The organism is Burkholderia sp. SR8, assembly GCF_052851275.1.
In genome coordinates, this window is sequence record NZ_JAULUC010000037.1 from 29,314 (window position 1) to 48,199 (window position 18,886).

Consider the following 18,886-nt stretch of genomic DNA (forward strand, 5'->3'; position numbering starts at 1 on the left):
ATTCGAAGAACGTGTGCGGCCGGCAAGCCGCTCGGCTTGCCGGCCGCATCATGCAGGAGGCCGGCTGTCGCTACCGGCCTCCGTTGTGCGTGTGTCAGTAATGCACGACGGTGCGGATCGACTTGCCTTCGTGCATCAGGTCGAACGCTTCGTTGATGCCGGTGAGCGGCTTCGTGTGCGTGACGAACGGGGCGAGCTGGATCTTGCCGGCCATGGCGTCCTCGACCATACCCGGCAGTTCGGAGCGGCCCTTGACGCCGCCGAACGCGGTGCCGAGCCAGCGGCGGCCGGTAACGAGCTGGAACGGACGCGTCGAGATTTCCTGGCCGGCGCCCGCGACGCCGATGATGACGGACTGGCCCCAGCCGCGGTGCGCGCATTCGAGCGCCGCGCGCATCACGTTGACGTTGCCGATGCACTCGAAGCTGTGGTCGACGCCCCAGCCGGTCATTTCGACGATCACCTGCTGGATCGGCTTTTCGTGATCCTTCGGGTTCACGCAATCGGTGGCGCCGAACACGCGCGCGAGGTCGAACTTGCCCGGGTTGGTGTCGATCGCGATGATGCGGCCGGCCTTCGCGAGCTTCGCGCCCTGGATCACCGCGAGGCCGATGCCGCCGAGACCGAACACGGCGACCGTGTCGCCTTCCTGCACCTTGGCCGTGTTCTTCACCGCGCCGAGACCCGTCGTGACGCCGCAGCCGAGCAGGCAGACCTGTTCCGGGTTCGCGTCCGGGCTGATCTTCGCGAGCGACACTTCGGCGACGACCGTGTATTCGCTGAACGTCGAGCAGCCCATGTAGTGATAGATCGGCTGGCCGTTGTAGCTGAAGCGCGTGGTGCCGTCGGGCATCACGCCCTTGCCCTGGGTCGCGCGTACCGCTACGCACAGGTTGGTCTTGCCGCTCTTGCAGAACAGGCACTCGCCGCATTCGGCGGTGTAGAGGGGAATCACGTGGTCGCCGGGTTTCACGCTCGTCACGCCTTCGCCGACTTCGACCACGATGCCGGCGCCTTCGTGGCCCAGCACGGCGGGGAACAGGCCTTCGGGATCGTCGCCCGACAACGTGAACGCGTCGGTGTGACAGACGCCGGTGTGGGTGATCTTGACGAGCACTTCGCCCTTGCGGGGCGGTTCGACGTCGATTTCGACGATCTGCAGCGGCTTACCCGCTTCGAATGCAACTGCGGCACGTGATTTCATGGGAATTCCTTTAAAAAATCATCGAATGGAGCGGTACGTCGACGATCGCGCGTCGGTCAGCGCAAGTAGGACCGGACGAGGTTCACGATATCGTCGATCGATTCGGAAGCAGGCCGCGGGGCATCCGCGAGCTGGGTAAATTCCTCGCGCAAATGGCTTTCGAGCACGCCGGCCATCACGCCGTTGATCGCGCCGCGGATCGCAGCCAGCTGCTGAAGCACCGGACCGCAGTCGGCTCCCTCCTCGAGCGCCTGCTCGAGCGCGTTCAGCTGCCCGCGGACACGGCGAACGCGGGTCAGGACACGTTTCTTCTCTTCGGGGGAATGCGGCATGGGATCGTCGGTTCCGGATACTGGGGGGCAGTATAGAACATTGCGGCGCGGGCGGTCTACCCGGTCGTGCCCGGATGATCGAAGGTCGTGATTGCCGGCGCCCTGAGCGTACCGACGTCTACTTGATCGGTGCGTACCAGCGGATCGCAGGCGACGCGACGGGTTCGTCGCTCGATCAAGCGCTCATTCCGGGCGCGGCCGATCGATCGTCGACGTCGAAGCAACTGAGGGGGCATGCGGGAATCCGGCACACGTTCTGGCCGGGCAGGATGCGAAGGCGGGAAGGGCGGCCGGGGCGCCGCCGGCCCGCCTGGCCGCAAAACGGGCGGATGTCGCTACGGACCTGCCGCGCCCGCGGGGCGCAAGCACCGGCAGGTCCGTGTCGCCGCTCGCGCGTTACGTCACCGTCCCCTTCTTCAACGCATCGATGCACGGAATCCCGGCGCGCCGTTTCGGCCGCAGGAATTTCGGCACCGCGCTCGGCTGCCCGACGCCGGCCTGGCTGTGTTCGACCTTCGGCTTGAACGCGGCCGCCTTCGCCTTGTGCGGAATCCGGCAGCCGCCGGCGGGCAGATCGGCGTACGGATCGTCGTCGGCGGCGGCCGCGGCAGGCGGCGCGGCGACCGGCGCGATCGACGCGACCGTCATCGGCGCGAACGGCAACGCACGCATCCGTTCGCCGGTCAGCACGAACGCGCCGTTCGCGACCGCCGGCGCGATCGGCGGCACGCCGGCTTCGCTCAGCCCGGTCGGATGCGCATCCGACGGCACGAAGAACACGTCCACCGGCGGCGCCTCCTGCATCCGCACGGGCGGGTAGTCGGCGAAACCGGCGTTGCGGACCGCGCCACGCTCGACGTCGATCGCGAAACCCGGCTTGGTCGTCGCGAGGCCGAACAGCGCACCGCCCTGGATCTGCGCCTCCGCGCCGGTCGGGTTCACGATGCGGCCCGCATACACGCCCGCCGTCACGCGATGCACGCGCGGCTGCTGCGCTTCGATCGACACTTCCGTCACGTACGCGACGACCGAGCCGGCCGTTTCGTGCATTGCGACGCCCCACGCGTGCCCGGCCGGCAGCGTGCGCGTGCCGTAGCCGGACTTGTCGACGGCCAGCGCGAGCGCCTGGCGATGCGGCGCATGCTCGGGGCCGGCCAGCCGCGCCATCCGGTACGCGACCGGATCCTGCCGCGCCGAGTGCGCGAGTTCGTCGACCAGCGTCTCCATCACGAACGCCGTGTGCGTATGGCCGCCCGAACGCCACGACTGGACCGGCACGTCCGCGTCGGTCTGATGGACCGACACCTGCATCGGGAAGCCGTACGGGCTGTTCGCCACGCCTTCGGTCAGGCTCGGATCGGTGCCGTGCTTGAGCATCGTCGTGCGCTCGAGCGGCGAGCCCTTCAGCACCGACTGGCCGACGACGACATGCTGCCAGTCCCGCACGGCGCCGCTGCCGTCGACGCCGATGTCGACGCGATGCAGCACCATCGGGCGGTAGTAGCCGCCGCGCAAGTCGTCTTCGCGCGTCCAGATCGTCTTGACCGGGCCCAAGTGGCCGGCCGCAAGGTACGCGGCGGACACGCGAGCGGCTTCGACCACGTAGTCCGACGTCGGCGTCGAGCGCCGTCCGTAGTCGCCGCCCGACGTCATCGTGAAGATCTGCACCTTCTCCGGCGCGACGCCGAGCGCCTTCGCGACCGCGGCGCGATCGGTCGTCTGCATCGACGAGCCGCCCCAGATCTTGATCCCGCACGCGCAGCTCGGCGGCCCGACGTCGACCGTGCAGCTGAGCGGCTCCATCGGCGCATGTGCAAGATACGGAAATTCGTAGTCCTTCTGGATGCGCGTGGCCGCCGGCGGCGCGTTGCCGGCATCGGCCGTGCGCACGACGGTGCCGGGCGTGCCGGCGAGCTGCTTGTACGCCTGCATCTGCTCGGCGGACGACACGGTCGAGCCGGTGTCCTTCCACGTGACCTGCAGCGCATCGCGGCCGAGCCTGGCCGGCCAGTAGCCGTTCGCGATCACGGCGACGGCGGTGCCGCCGCGATCGGTCGGGATCTCGACGACCTCGACGACACCCTTGACGGCCCGCGCGGCCGCCGCGTTGTAGCTCGCGACCTGTCCGCCGAACCGCGGCGGACGCGCGACCACGGCCACCATCATGTCCGGCAGGCGCCAGTCCATCCCGTACTTCAGTGTGCCGTCGAGCATCGCGCGCGCATCCACGCGTGGAGTCGGCTTGCCGATGAGGCGGAACTGGTCGGGCGACTTCAGCGGCACGTGCTGCGGCACCGGCATCGCCATCGCGTCCGGCGCAAGGTCGCCGTAGGTCGCACGATGGTTGCCCGACGTCACGACGCCGTTCGCGGTGCGGCAGGTCGCCGGGTCGACGTTCCAGCGCCGCGCGGCGGCCGCGACGAGCATCGCGCGCGCGGACGCACCCAGTTCACGGTATTGCGTGAACGAGTGATTGATCGACGTCGAGCCGGCAGTCATCTGGATACCGGTCACCGGATCCTTGTACGGCTCGCCGGCCGGCGCGAGCACGGTGCGCACGTTGCGCCAGTCGGCGTCGAGTTCGTCGGCCAGCGCCATCGGCAGCGCGGTGCTGACGCCCTGGCCGGCCTCGGTGCGGTTGACGGCGACGGTAACGGTGTTGTCCGGCGCAATGATCAGGAATGCTTGCGGTGGCGAAGCCCGGAGCACGGTGCCGGCTTCGGCGCGGGCGCGCAGCGGCGGGATGCCGAGCGCGAGACAGCCGCCCGCCGCGACCGTGAGCTTCAGGAAGCCGCGCCGGCCGGGCATCGGAGCAGCGGCTCCGGTGGCGGGCGAAGCGTCGGAGTGGGGGGCGTCGGTGCTCGCCGGACGCCCGGCAGTGCGAATACGCATGATCGGAGTCTCCGGCAGCCTCAGGCAAGCGCCCTGGCCGCATCGTGAATCGCGGCGCGGATGCGCTGGTAGGTGGCGCAACGGCACAGATTGCCGGCCATCGCACTGTCGATGTCGGCATCGGTAGGCGCCTTGTTGCCGCGCAGCAGTCCGGCCGCGCTCATCATCTGGCCGCTCTGGCAGTAGCCGCATTGCGCGACATCGTGCCGGACCCATGCGTCGAGCACGGCCTTGCCGACCGCATCGTCGGCGAGGTGTTCGGACGTCGTGATGCGGGAGTTCCCCACCGACGACAGCGCGAGCGTGCAGCTGCGCACCGGCCGGCCGTCGACGTGCACGGTGCACGCGCCGCAATCTCCGGTGCCGCAGCCGAACTTGGTGCCGGTCAGCCCGAGGTTGTCGCGCAGCACCCAGAGCACCGGCGTCGACGGATCGGCGTCGACCTCCGCCGGCCGGTTGTTGATGTTCAACGTCACCATCGTGAAGTTCTCCCTTGGACACCTCGTTATCGCCGGCACCGACGCAACCGCAATGCGGCGGATGTGAATCAATTAAAGCAGATTCAAGAAAAGCCCAGCATATTAAAACCGGAATGTTTTGCGTTTTTTAACGATTCTGCGTGATTAGTTAAAATATAAAATTTACATCTCGCATACGAATCGCCGAATATTAATGAAAGATTGTTGAGTTTTGACAAAAACTTAGCCGGCCCGTGGAAAACGTTTGCGAGTCGGGCCTATATTTGACTCGCCATCCTTGCGGGAGACGCACGGATCAAATGGCGGTTATTGATGAATCGACATGCGGGACAATCGAAATCCGGTTTGTTCCACCTGTGAACTCAGCGTTCGTTTATGGGCGGATCGCCCTGTCGGACGGGCAGTTCGGGATCGGATGCCGTTTGAGGGACATAAAACACGCGCCATGAGCGCGGGCGCAAGACGGCTGTTCTGATTAACGTGACACCGCAGGTGCGGATTAATGAAAAAATTACCGGGCAGAGGGCGTAAAAACAAAAGATGCGGATTAAATAATACTCGTTGATTAATTCTCGCCAGTTGTCAATCCAGCCATCCGTTCCGGATTGGTGGCGGGAAGGTATTTATCTATAAATATCGAATAACGTGTTCCGGTATTTTCCTTCGCATTTGATTGTGCAAAGGAATGGCTCGGTGTCGTCGATTCTCTTTAAGGGAAGGTGTAATTATGCGTATGCGCATGGGATCGAATAAAAAGCGCGCGGAAGCACGTCCGAAAATGCTGGTCCCGACCGGCATGCTGGTCGCGCTGGTCGGCGCCGGCGTCATTCCGGCCGACGCGCTGGCGGCGTGCACCGGGACACCCACCGTCACCTGTACCGGGGCGACCACCAGCTATGCGAACGGCACCAACGGCCTCAACGTAACGGTTGCGCCCGGCGCGACCGTTTCCGTGGTGCCGTTGTTCGGTGGTACCGCGATGTCGCTTACCGGTAGCGGCGTCACGCTGACGAACGCCGGCACGATCGACCCGTCGCTGAGCGGGCTGAGCGTCGTGTCGAACGGCACGGTCGTCGGCAACGTCGCGTCCGCGAGCACCGTCAACGTCACGAACACGAGCACCGGCGTGATGATGGGCTCGACCAGTTCGCTGCTCAACGGCCCCGCATTGACCGTATATAACGGGATCGGCGGGACGACGAACATCACGAATGCTGGCGCGATCGGCACGACCGGCATTCTCGGCTTCGGTGCCGGCCCGACCGCGCAGGTGGTCACCACCTCGGGCGGTGCGCAGGTCAACTTCACGAACGCGACCGGCGGCACGATCAGCGGCTCCGTGGCGCTGGCGCCGAGCGGGCTCGCGGGCACCGGCAATACGTTCACCAATGCCGGAACGATCACGGGCAACGTGTCGCTGGGCGCGGGCGTCGGCACGTCGAACACGTTCAATGCGCTGACCGGATCGTCGGTCGGGCTCGGCGTCGATGCGGGCCTGGGCGGCAACAACACGCTCAACCTGCAATTGAACCCGACCGCCGGCGGCGCGACGAACGGCGCCATCGCGATCGATACGTTCGGCAATTTCAACAACCTCGCGGTGCAGGGCGGCACGTGGGACATCACCGGCGCATCGACCGCGGGGAACGCGTCGCTGACCGGCGGCACCGCGATCGTCCACGGCACCGGTGCGCTGGGCACCGGCACGATCGTCGCGGGCGGCGGCACGCTCGAGGCCGGCGCGGCCAACGTGAACCTGCTCAACAACGTGACGCTGAACGGCAGCCTGACGGTGGACGGCGCGAACGGGCTCGCGTTGTCGGGCGCGATCGGCGGCAGCGGCCCGCTGAACGTGAACGGCACCGGCACGCTCGCGCTGAACGGTGCCAATTCGTTCGCGGGCGGAACGAATCTGACGGGCGGCGGCGGAATCGTCGCGGGGACCGGCACGGCGCTCGGCAGCGGCGCGCTGAACGTGACGGGCGCGGGCGGCACGCTCGGCACGAGCGTCGGCGGCACGTTGCTCGGCAACGCGGTCAATATCGACACCGGCGTCACGCTGGGCCTGAACGGTTCGGCCAACCTCGGGCTGGGCGGCGTGATCGGCGGCGGCGGCGGTCTCGCGCAAACCGGCACGGGGACGACGACGCTGCTCGGCCTGAACACGTTCACGGGCGGCACGACGCTGAGCGGCGGCGGGCTCGTCGCCGGCACGGGCGCGGCACTCGGGACGGGCGCTCTGCACGTGTCCGGCGCGGGGGGCACGCTGGCCACGAACGTCGGCGGCACGCTGCTCGGCAACGCGGTGAACCTCGACGCCGGGGCCACGCTCGGTTTGAACGGGGCAGCCGATCTCAGCCTGGGCGGCGCGATCGGCGGCAATGGCAGTCTGGCGCAAACCGGCACGGGCACGACGTCGCTGCTCGGCGTGAACACGTTCACGGGCGGCACCGCACTGAGCGGCGGCGGGTTGATCGCCGGCAATGGCGCGGCGCTCGGCACGGGGGCGTTGAACGTATCCGGCGCGGGCGGCACGCTCGCGACGAACGTCGGCGGCACCGTGCTGGGCAATGCGGTGAATCTGGGCGCAGGGGCCACGCTCGGCCTGAACGGTGCGGCGGACCTGAGCCTCGGCGGCGTGATCGGCGGCGGCGGCAGCCTCGCGCAGACCGGCACCGGCACGACGACGCTGCTCGGCGCGAACACGTTCACGGGCGGCACCGCACTGAGCGGCGGCGGATTGATCGCCGGCAATGATGCGGCATTGGGCACGGGGACGCTGAACGTGACCGGCACCGGCGGTTCGCTCGCGACGAACGCGAGCGGCACGGTACTCGGCAACGCGGTGAACCTCGGTGCGGGCGCGACCCTCGGGCTGAACGGCTCGGCCGATCTCGGGCTGAGCGGCACGATTGCCGGCGCGGGCGCGCTGGCGCTCGGCGGCACCGGCGCCACGACGCTGTCCGGCGCGAACACGTTTACCGGCGGTGCGAGCCTGACGGGCGGCGGCAGCCTGATCGTCGAAGGCGGCAGCGCGCTCGGGGTCGGCGGCGCATTGAACGTGAGCGGCCTCGGCGGTTCGCTGAGCGCGGATCTGGCCGCCGGCGCGTCTCTCGCGAACGCGATCGACCTGAACGGCGCATCGCTGACGCTGAACGGCGCGAACGATCTCGGCCTGAGCGGCACGATCGGCGGCACCGGCGGCCTCGTGCTGAGCGGCACGGGCACGACGACGCTGTCCGGCGCGAACACCTTCGGCGGCGGCACGACGCTGGGTGCGGGCACGCTGCTCGCCGGCAGCAATACGGCACTCGGCACCGGTGCGCTGAACGTCGCGGGCGCAGGCGGCGCACTCGGCGCGACGGTCGGCGGCACGGCATTGAGCAACGCGGTGAACCTGGGCGCGGGCGCGACGCTGTCGCTCACCGGCGCAAACGATCTCGGCCTGAGCGGCGTGATCGCCGGCGCCGGCGGGCTCGCCCAGACGGGGTCGGGCATCACGACGCTGCTCGGCGCGAACACGTATACCGGCGGCACGACGTTGAGCGGCGGCGGGCTCCTCGCCGGCAACGGCAGCGCACTCGGCACAGGCGCGCTGAACGTGACGGGCGCAGGCGGCTCGCTCGGCACGACCGTCGGCGGCACGGTGCTCGGCAATGCGATTCAGCTCGGCACGGGCGCGGCCCTGACGGTTGGCGGTACGAACGATCTCGGGTTGAGCGGAATCATCTCCGGTGCCGGCGGTTTGTCGGTGACCGGCCCCGGCACGACGACGCTGACCGCGGCCGAAACATTTACCGGCGGCACCACGATCGGCAGCGGCACGCTCGCGATCGGCGCGGGCGGCAGTCTCGCCGCGTCGAGCCCGGTCAACCTGACGGGCACGAGCGCGCAGTTCAGCATCGCCGGCGCGACCACGCCGCAGTCGATCGGCACGCTGTCGGGCGTCGCGGGTTCGACGATCGATCTCGGCGCGAACAACCTGACGCTGGCCGGCAGCGGCAGCGGCGTCTTTGCCGGCAACATCGGCGGCGCGGGCGGACTGACGCTCGCGGGAACCGGCACGGAGGCGCTGACCGGTAGCAACACGTACGCAGGCGGCACGGCGCTGACGGGCGGCAGCCTGCTCGTCGGCAGCAACGCGGCGCTCGGCACCGGCGCGCTCGACGTCAACGGCTCGGCGTCGCTCGGCGCGAGCGTGCCGGGCGTGACGCTCGGCAACGCGGTCAATCTCGGGACCGGCGCCACGCTGGGGCTGAACGGCTCGACCGATCTCGGCCTGAGCGGCACGATCGCCGGGAGCGGCAGCCTCGCGCAAACCGGCACCGGCACGACGACGCTCACCGGCACGAACACGTACACGGGCGGCACCACACTGAGCGGCGGCGGGCTGATCGCCGGCAACGGCAGCGCACTCGGCACCGGCGCGCTGAACGTGACGGGCACGGGCGGCACGCTTGCCACGAACGTCGGCGGCACCGTGCTCGGCAACATGGTGAACCTCGGCGCCGGCGCGACGCTGGGGCTGAACGGTTCGGCCGACCTGAGCCTCGGCGGCGTGCTGTCGGGCGACGGCAGTCTTGCGCAAACCGGCACCGGCACGACGACGCTGCTCGGCGCGAATACGTTCACGGGCGGCACGACGCTGAGCGCCGGCGGGCTCATCGCGGGCAACGGCAGCGCACTCGGCACCGGCGCGCTGAACGTTACCGGCGCGGGCGGCTCGCTCGGCACGAGCGTCGGCGGCACGGTGCTCGGCAATGCGGTCAATCTCGGCACGGGCGCGACGTTGACGGTTGGCGGTGCGAACAATCTCGGCCTGGGCGGCGCGATCTCGGGTGGCGGCAATCTGTCGGTGAGCGGCCCGTCGACGACGACGCTGACCGGCGCGAGCTCGTACACCGGCAACACGACGATCGGCACCGGCAGCACGCTGGCGGTCGGCGCGGGCGGCAGCCTGTCGGGCGGCAGCCTGTTCGATCTGGCCGGCGCGGGCGCGACGCTCGACCTGAGCGCCGCCACGTCGCCGCAGACGACGGGCATGCTGTCCGGCGTCGCGGGTTCGGCGGTGAACCTCGGCGGCAACACGCTCGCGCTCGGCGGTTCGGGCAGCGGCACGTTCGGCGGCACGATCGGCGGCGCCGGCAGCCTGACGCTGGCGGGCACCGGAACGGAGACGCTGACCGGCGCGAACACGTACACCGGCGGCACGACGATCAACAGCGGCACGCTGGCGATCGGCGCGGGCGGCAGCCTGTCGGCGAGCAGCCCGGTGAACCTGGCCGGCGCGGGCGCCACGTTCGATCTCAGCGGCGCGACCACGCCGCAGACGACCGGCACGCTGTCCGGTGTCGCGGGTTCGACGGTAAATCTCGGCGGCAACAACCTGACGCTCGGCGGCACGGGCAGCGGCACGTATGACGGCACGATCGCCGGCCTGGGCGGCAGCCTGACGCTGGGCGGCGCCGGCACCGAAACGTTGAACGGCGCGAACACGTACACGGGCGGCACGAGCCTGACCGGCGGCGGCACGCTGATCGCGGGCAACGGCTCGGCGCTCGGCACCGGCGCGTTGAACACGAGCGGCGCGGGCGGCACGCTGGCCGCGAGCGTCACCGGCACGACGCTGACCAACGCGGTGAACCTCGGCACGGGTTCGACGCTGGCGCTCGGCGGCACGAACGACCTCGGCCTGGCGGGAATCGTGTCGGGCGGCGGCGCGCTCGCGCAAACCGGCACCGGCACGACGACGCTGTCCGGCGCGAACACGTACACGGGCGGCACGACGCTGAGCGCCGGCGGGCTGTCCGTCGGCAGCAACACGGCGCTCGGCACGGGCACGCTGAACGTGGCCGGCAGCGGCGGCACGCTCAACGCGAGCACGGCCAACCTGCTGCTCGCGAACGCGGTCGATCTGGGCGCGGGTTCGTCACTGAATCTCGGCGGTGCGTTCGACTTCGGCCTGAACGGCATCATTTCCGGGGCGGGTGGCGTGGTGCAGTCCGGCTCGGGTACGACCACGCTCGGCGGCGCAAACACCTACAGCGGCGGGACGACGCTGAACAGCGGCGGACTGAGCGTCGGCAGCAACACCGCACTCGGTACCGGCGCGCTGAACGTGACCGGCAACGGCACGCTGAACGCCAGCGTGAGCGGCACGACGCTCGGCAACGCGGTCACGCTCGGCGCCGGCGCGACGCTCGGGCTGAACGGCGCGAACGACCTCGGCCTGGGCGGCACGATTTCCGGCGGCGGCGCGCTCGCGCAGACCGGCGCCGGCACGACGACGCTCACCGGCACGAATACGTATACGGGCGGCACGACGCTGAGCGGCGGCGGCCTGATTGCCGGCAACGGCAGCGCACTCGGCACGGGCGCACTGAACGTCACCGGCGCGGGCGGCTCGCTCGGCACGAACACGGCCGGCACGACGCTCGGCAATGCGGTGAATCTCGGCGCGGGCTCGACGCTGACGGTTGGCGGTGCGAACAATCTCGGCCTGGCTGGCGCGATCTCGGGCAGCGGCGGCCTGTCGGTGAGCGGCCCGTCGACGACCACGCTCACGGGCGTGAACACCTACACCGGCAACACGACGATCGGCGGCGGCAGCACGTTGGCGGTCGGCGCGGGCGGCAGCCTGTCGTCGGGCAGTGCGCTCGACCTGACCGGCACCGGCGCGACGCTCGACATCAGCGCGGCGACCACGCCGCAGACGAGCGGCATGCTGTCCGGCGTGTCGGGCACCAACGTGAACCTCGGCGGCAACACGCTGACGCTGGCGGGCACCGGCAACGGCAGCTACGCGGGCACGATCGGCGGCACCGGCGGGCTGACGATGTCGGGCACGGGCACCGAAACGCTGACCGGCACCAACACATACACCGGCGCGACGACGATCAACAGCGGCACGCTCGCGATCGGCGCGGGCGGCAGCCTGTCGGCGAGCAGCCCGGTGAACCTGGCCGGCTCGGGCGCCACCTTCGACGTCAGCGGCGCGACCACGCCGCAAACGACGGGCACGCTGTCGGGTGTCGCGGGTTCGATGGTAAATCTCGGCGGCAACAACCTGACGCTCGGCGGCACGGGTAGCGGCACGTATGACGGCACGATCGCCGGCACCGGCGGCAGCCTGACGCTGGCCGGTACGGGTACCGAAACGCTGAACGGCACGAACACGTACACCGGCGGCACGAACCTGACCGGCGGCGGCACGTTGATCGCCGGCAATGGTTCGGCGCTCGGCACCGGCGCGCTGAACACGAGCGGCGCAGGCGGCACGCTCGGCACGAGCACGGCCGGCACGACGCTGACCAACGCGATCAACCTGGGTTCGGGCTCGACGCTGACGGTCGGCGGTGCGAACAACCTCGGTCTCGGCGGCCCGATCTCGGGCAGCGGCAATCTGGCGGTGAGCGGCCCGTCGACGACGACGCTCACGGGTGCGAGCTCGTACACCGGCAACACGACGATCGGCAATGGCAGCACGCTGGCGGTCGGTGCGGGCGGCAGCCTGTCGGGCGGCAGCGCGGTCGATCTGGCCGGTGCAGGGGCGACGCTCGATCTGAGCGCCGCCACGACGCCGCAGACGACCGGCACGCTGTCGGGCGCGGCCGGTTCGGCGGTGAACCTCGGCGGCAACACGCTGACGCTCGGCGGGTCGGGTAGCGGCACCTTCGGCGGTACGGTCGGCGGCACGGGCGGCCTGACGCTGTCGGGCACGGGTACCGAAACGCTGACGGGCGCGAACACGTACACCGGCGCGACGACGATCAACAGCGGCACGCTGGCGATCGGCGCGGGCGGCAGCCTGTCCGGCAGCAGCCCGGTGAATCTCGCCGGTGCGGGCGCAACCTTCGACGTCAGCGGCGCGACCACGCCGCAAACGACCGGCACGCTGTCGGGCGTGGCCGGTTCGACGGTGAATCTCGGCGGCAACAACCTGACGCTGGGCGGCACGGGCAACGGCACGTACGGCGGCACGATCGCCGGCACGGGCGGCAGCCTCACGTTGTCGGGCACGGGCACCGAAACGCTGACGGGCAACAACACGTACACGGGCGGCACGACCCTGAGCGGCGGCGGCACGTTGATCGCGGGCAGCGGCTCGGCGCTCGGCACGGGTACGTTGAACACGAGCGGCGCAGGCGGCACGCTGGCCGCGAGCACGCCCGGCACGACGCTCGGCAACGCGGTGAATCTCGGCGCGGGTTCGACGCTGACGGTTGGCGGTGCGAACGACCTGGGTCTCGGCGGCGGGATCTCCGGCAGCGGCAATCTCGCGGTGAACGGCCCGTCGACGACGACGCTCACGGGCACCAGCTCGTACACCGGCAGCACGACGATCGGCGGCGGCAGCACGCTGGCGGTCGGCGCGGGCGGCAGCCTGTCGGGCGGCAGCGCGATCGACCTCGCCGGCACCGGCGCTACGCTCGACCTGAGCGGAGCCACGTCCGCACAGACGACGGGCGCGCTGTCCGGCGGCGCGGGCACGAACGTCAACCTCGGCGGCAATACGCTCACGCTCGGCGGCGCAGGCAGCGGCACGTACGGCGGCGTGATCGGCGGCACGGGCGGGCTGACGCTGTCGGGCACCGGCACCGAAACGCTGACGGGCACCAACACGTACACCGGCGCGACGACGATCAACAGCGGCACGCTGGCGATCAGCGGCAACGGCAGCCTGTCGTCGAGCAGCCCGGTCAGCCTGACGGCGTCCGGCGCGACGCTCGACCTGAGCGGTGCGTCGTCGCCGCAATCGACCGGCACGATCTCGGGGGTGGCCGGCTCGACGGTGAACCTCGGCAACAACAACCTGACGCTCGGCGGTTCGGGCAGCGGCACCTATGCGGGCAACATCGCCGGCACGGGTGGCGTGACGATGAACGGTACGGGTACCGAAACGCTGACGGGCGCGAACTCCTACACGGGGGCGACGACGATCAACAGCGGCACGCTGGCGATCGGCGCGGGCGGCAGCCTGTCGGGGACGACGCCGGTGAGCCTGACGGGTGCGGGCGCAACCTTCGACCTGAGCGGCGCGACCACGCCGCAGACGACCGGCACGCTGTCGGGTGTCGCGGGTTCGACGGTAAATCTCGGCGGCAACAACCTGACGCTCGGCGGCACGGGTAGCGGCACGTACGACGGCACGATCGCGGGCACGGGCGGCAGCCTGACGCTGGCCGGTACGGGTACCGAAACGCTGAACGGGACGAACACGTACACCGGCGGCACGAACCTGACCGGCGGCGGCACGTTGATCGCCGGCAATGGTTCGGCGCTCGGAACCGGCGCGCTGAACACGAGCGGCGCAGGCGGCACGCTCGGCACGAGCACGGCCGGCACGACGCTGACCAACGCGATCAACCTGGGTTCGGGCTCGACGCTGACGGTCGGCGGTGCGAACAACCTCGGTCTCGGCGGCCCGATCTCGGGCAGCGGCAATCTGGCGGTGAGCGGCCCGTCGACGACGACGCTCACGGGTGCGAGCTCGTACACCGGCAACACGACGATCGGCAATGGCAGCACGCTGGCGGTCGGTGCGGGCGGCAGCCTGTCGGGCGGCAGCGCGGTCGATCTGGCCGGTGCAGGGGCGACGCTCGATCTGAGCGCCGCCACGACGCCGCAGTCGACGGGCGCGTTGTCGGGCGTGTCGGGTTCGACGGTGAACCTCGGCGGCAATGCGCTGACGCTCGGCGGTTCGGGCAGCGGCACGTACGGCGGCACGATCGCCGGCACGGGCGGCAGCCTGACGCTGGGCGGCACGGGTACCGAAACGCTGAACGGCACGAACACGTACACGGGCGGCACGAACCTGACCGGCGGCGGCACGCTGCTCGCCGGCAACGGCTCGGCACTCGGCACCGGCGCGCTGAACACGAGCGGCGCAGGCGGCACGCTCGGCACGAGCACGGCCGGCACGACGCTGACCAACGCGATCAACCTGGGTTCGGGCTCGACGCTGACGGTCGGCGGCGCGAATAACCTGGGCCTGGGCGGAGCGATCTCGGGCGGCGGCAACCTCGCAGTGAGCGGCCCATCGACGACGACGCTTACCGGCGCCGGTTCGTACACCGGCAACACGACGATCGGCACCGGCAGCACGCTGGCGGTCGGCGCGGGCGGCAGCCTGTCGTCGGGCAGCGCGCTTGATCTGGCCGGCACGGGCGCGACGCTGGACGTGAGCGCGGCGACGACATCGCAGACGACGGGCGCGCTGTCCGGCGTATCGGGTTCGACGGTGAACCTCGGCGGCAACACGCTGACGCTGGCCGGCACCGGCAACGGCAGCTACGCGGGCACGATCGGCGGCACCGGCGGGTTGACGTTGTCGGGCACGGGTACGCAGACGCTGTCGGGCAGCAATACGTACACCGGCGCGACGACGATCAACAGCGGCACGCTGGCGATCGGCGCAGGCGGCAGCCTGTCCGGCAGCAGCCCGGTGAATCTCGCCGGTGCGGGTGCGACCTTCGACGTGAGCGGCGCGACCACGCCGCAAACGACGAGCTCGCTGTCGGGCGTATCGGGTTCGACGGTGAACCTCGGCGGCAACAACCTGACGCTGGGCGGTTCGGGCAGCGGCACGTACGGCGGCACGATCGCGGGCACGGGCGGCAGTCTGACGCTGTCGGGCACGGGCACCGAGACGCTGACCGGTGCGAACACCTATACGGGCGGCACGAACCTGACCGGCGGCGGCACGCTGGTTGCCGGCGGCAACACGGCGCTCGGCACCGGCGCGCTGAACACGAGCGGCGCAGGCGGCACGCTCGCCGCGAGCACGCCTGGCACGACGCTGACCAACGCGGTGAATCTCGGCAGCGGCTCGACGCTGACGGTCGGCGGGTCGAACGATCTCGGCCTGAGCGGCCCGATCGCGGGCAGCGGCACGCTCGCGTTCAGCGGCCCGGCGACGACGACGCTTTCCGGTGCCAACACCTACACCGGCGGCACCAGCGTCACGGGCGGCGGCACGCTGGTGGCCGGCACGCCGACGGCACTCGGCAGCGGCACGCTGAGCGTCGGCGGCAGCGGCGGCACGCTCGGGACCAGCGTCGGCGGCACGACGCTCGGCAACGCGGTGACGCTTGGCTCGGGCTCGACGCTGACGGTCGGCGGCGCGAACAACCTCGGCCTGAGCGGCCCGATCTCGGGTGGCGGCAACCTGGCGGTGAGCGGCCCGTCGACGACGACCCTCAGCGGCGCGAACACGTACACGGGCGGCACGACGATCGGCAGCGGCAGCACGCTGGCGGTCGGCGGCAGCGGCGGCCTGTCGGCCGGCAGCGCACTGACGCTGGCCGGCAACGGCGCGACGCTCGACGTCAGCGGCACGACGACGCCGCAGACGGCCAGCGCGCTGTCCGGCGCGGCGGGCTCGACCGTGAACCTCGGCGGCAACACGCTGACCGTGGCCGGCCCGACGGGCGGTTCGTTCGGCGGCACGATCGCGGGCACCGGCGGCTTCGCGGTGCAGGGCGGCGGCACGCAGACGCTCACCGGCGCGAACACGTACACCGGCGGCACGACGATCGGCAGCGGCAGCACGCTCGCGCTGTCCGGCGCAGGCAGCCTCGCGCCGACGAGCCCGATGGTCCTCGCGGGCAGCGGCGCGACGCTGAACCTAGCAGGCTCCGCCGCGCCGCAGTCGATCGGCGCGCTGTCCGGCACGACCGGGTCGAACGTGAACCTCGGCGCGACGCCGCTGACGGTCAATAGCGTGGGCACCAGCACGTTCGCTGGCACGCTGTCGGGCACCGGTCCGCTGACGCTGGCCGGCACGGGCGCACAGGTGCTGAGCGGCACGAACACGCTGTCCGGGCCGACGAACGTGACCGGCGGCACGCTCGCCGTCACCGGTTCGCTGGCCAGTTCGCCGGTAACGGTGGGCAGCGGCGCGACCGTCACCGGAACCGGCACGATCGGCGGCCTCGTCGTGTCGGGCGGCGGCACCGCATCGCTGCTGCAGCTCGGACAGCCGCTGAAGGTCGCCGGCAACGCGACCTTCCAGCCCGGTTCGACGCTGCAGGTCGGCGCCACGCCGCAACAAAGCGGCGGCCTCGACGTGACCGGCTCGGCTGCGCTCAACGGCGGGACGGTGCAGGTCGTCGCGGCGAGCGGCCAATACCAGCCTGGCAAGCTCTACACGATCGTGAATGCCGGCGCGGGCGTGCAGGGGCAATTCAGCGCGGTGAACTCGACGTATGCGTTCCTCACGCCGACGCTCCAGTACGACCCGTCGCAGGTGCTGTTGTCGCTCGCGCCGAACGGCACGCCGTTCGCATCGGTCGCCACGACGCTTGACGGGCAATCGGTGGCGGGCGCGGTCGGTACGCTCGGCGCGGGCAATCCGCTGTTCGATACGGTGCTGACCGCCGATGCGCCGACCGCGAATCGCGCGTTCACGCAACTGGCCGGCGACCTGTATCCGAGCACGCGCAGCGTGCTGCTGTCCGACAGCCGCTACGTGCGTGACGCGGTGCTCGATCGCGCGCGTCTCGGCTCGCAGCCCGGCGGTGCGTTGTGCGGCTGCGAGGCGCCCGTGTCGGCGGACGATCATGCGGCGTCGCTCGACCGGCGGCTTGCGTCGGAGAACGGCTGCACGCCGGCCAAGTCGTTCAAGCCCGCGGTGTGGGGCCGGCTGTACGGCTCGCATAGCCGGTTCGACGGCGACGGCGTCGCTTCGATCGATCGCAACCTGTATGGCTTCGTCGTCGGTACGGATGCGGAAGTCAGCAGCCACTGGCGCGTCGGTATCGCGGGCGGCGCGTCGCGCAGCCTGCTCAATACCGACCAGAACGAATCGGCGAAGGTGAACGGCGAGACGATCGCACTGTACGCGAGCGGCCGATACGACGCGTGGAACGTGCGCGGCGGTCTGGCGCAGTCGTGGTACCGCGTGCACAGCGAGCGCAATCTGTCGTTCGGCGGCTTCTCCGATCACGACACCGCCAGCTACGACGCGAACGCGACGCAGGTGTTCACCGAGATCGGCTACTCGACGGCGATCCGCAACGTTGCGCTCGAGCCGTTCGTCGGCCTCGCCTACGCGAGCGTGCATACCGGCGGTTTCAGGGAGAACGGCGGCGCGGCCGCGCTGCAGGGCGAATCGAGCACGAGCGGGCTCGGCTTCTCGACGCTCGGCGTGCGGGCTTCTACCGATGTAGCGGTCACGACGAAGGGCAAGGTCACCGCGTACGGCACGGTCGGCTGGCGGCATGCGTTCGGCAATACGCAGCCGGGTTCGACGCTGTCGTTCGCGAGCGGCGGATCGCCGTTCAGCGTGGTCGGCGTGCCGGTCGCGCGGGATGCCGCGGTGCTCGAGGTCGGCGTCGATGCGGCCGTCACGAAGAACCTGTCGGTCGGGCTGTCGTATAGCGGCCAGGTCGGCGGCCACATCAGCGATCACGCGCTGTACGGCAACCTGTTGTGGAAGTTCTGAAGGGAGGGCGGCGGCCGCTCGCGATGTAGTCGTCGCGAGCGGCCGATCGTTTGTCGATGGTTCGGCGATGGTTGGTTTTTTGATTCGTGTTGCAGAAGTTTCGTGATGCAAATCGATTTTCATGAAGTGCGTCACGCGGTGTTTGGTATCCCGTTGCTTCGGCTTGTTTAAACCTGTTTCAACGCTTTGCCATATCGGGCAATCCGCGAACGATTCGCGCCGCCTTCAGGCGACAGGGTCCACGCGTCATCGCTCGAGCTGTTCCGCGGTTGTCCAACCGAAATGAGGTTATTCATGAAAACGAAAACGAACGTGAAATTGACAGGCATCGCCTTGTCGGTCGCGGCTTTGTTCAGCTTGGCCGCCACTGCGTCCCAGGCGGGGGTACTGGCTTCCCCGCAGGGAAGTGTCAGCAAATCCGACGGCCTCATCGTCGGAGGTGGATCTCCGGCACCCGGGGAACTCGTCGGCACCGTGACGGGATGGGGGAACGGGGTGGTGACGGTCGGCAGCCCGAATGCAGGCGGGATCTCGA

General features: G+C 70.2%; 6 protein-coding genes and 1 pseudogene. 2 read left to right on the forward strand and 5 right to left on the reverse strand.

All coding sequences use genetic code 11. The annotated features are described in order from the left end of the window. Positions 1 to 94: 94 nt before the first annotated feature. Complete coding sequence (locus tag Q3A80_RS29810; RefSeq protein WP_446332377.1) at positions 95 to 1,204, reverse strand: S-(hydroxymethyl)glutathione dehydrogenase/class III alcohol dehydrogenase; 1,110 nt, start codon at positions 1,202 to 1,204, stop codon at positions 95 to 97. Between the two features lie 56 nt (positions 1,205 to 1,260). After that, positions 1,261 to 1,536, reverse strand: a complete 276-nt coding sequence (gene frmR, locus Q3A80_RS29815) for a formaldehyde-responsive transcriptional repressor FrmR (protein ID WP_175922739.1) — start codon at positions 1,534 to 1,536, stop codon at positions 1,261 to 1,263. A gap of 104 nt (positions 1,537 to 1,640) precedes the next feature. Here frmR and Q3A80_RS29820 point away from each other — a divergent pair. Further along, a pseudogene (locus tag Q3A80_RS29820) lies at positions 1,641 to 1,793 on the forward strand (porin); the annotation flags it as partial. 139 nt (positions 1,794 to 1,932) lie between these two features. Here the strand turns inward: Q3A80_RS29820 and Q3A80_RS29825 are convergent. Both Q3A80_RS29825 and Q3A80_RS29830 read right to left on the reverse strand, forming a co-directional pair. Then, positions 1,933 to 4,428, reverse strand: a complete 2,496-nt coding sequence (locus Q3A80_RS29825; RefSeq protein ID WP_446332378.1) for a molybdopterin cofactor-binding domain-containing protein — start codon at positions 4,426 to 4,428, stop codon at positions 1,933 to 1,935. A gap of 20 nt (positions 4,429 to 4,448) precedes the next feature. Continuing rightward, entirely contained in the window at positions 4,449 to 4,907 is a 459-nt protein-coding gene (locus tag Q3A80_RS29830; RefSeq protein ID WP_446332379.1) for a (2Fe-2S)-binding protein, read from the reverse strand. 727 nt (positions 4,908 to 5,634) lie between these two features. Here Q3A80_RS29830 and Q3A80_RS29835 point away from each other — a divergent pair. Further along, entirely contained in the window at positions 5,635 to 18,351 is a 12,717-nt protein-coding gene (locus Q3A80_RS29835) for an autotransporter-associated beta strand repeat-containing protein (RefSeq protein ID WP_446332380.1), read from the forward strand. A 167-nt stretch (positions 18,352 to 18,518) separates the two neighbouring features. Here the strand turns inward: Q3A80_RS29835 and Q3A80_RS29840 are convergent. Then, the coding region (locus Q3A80_RS29840) for a hypothetical protein (protein WP_446332381.1) at positions 18,519 to 18,886 on the reverse strand (368 nt) is incomplete at its 5' end.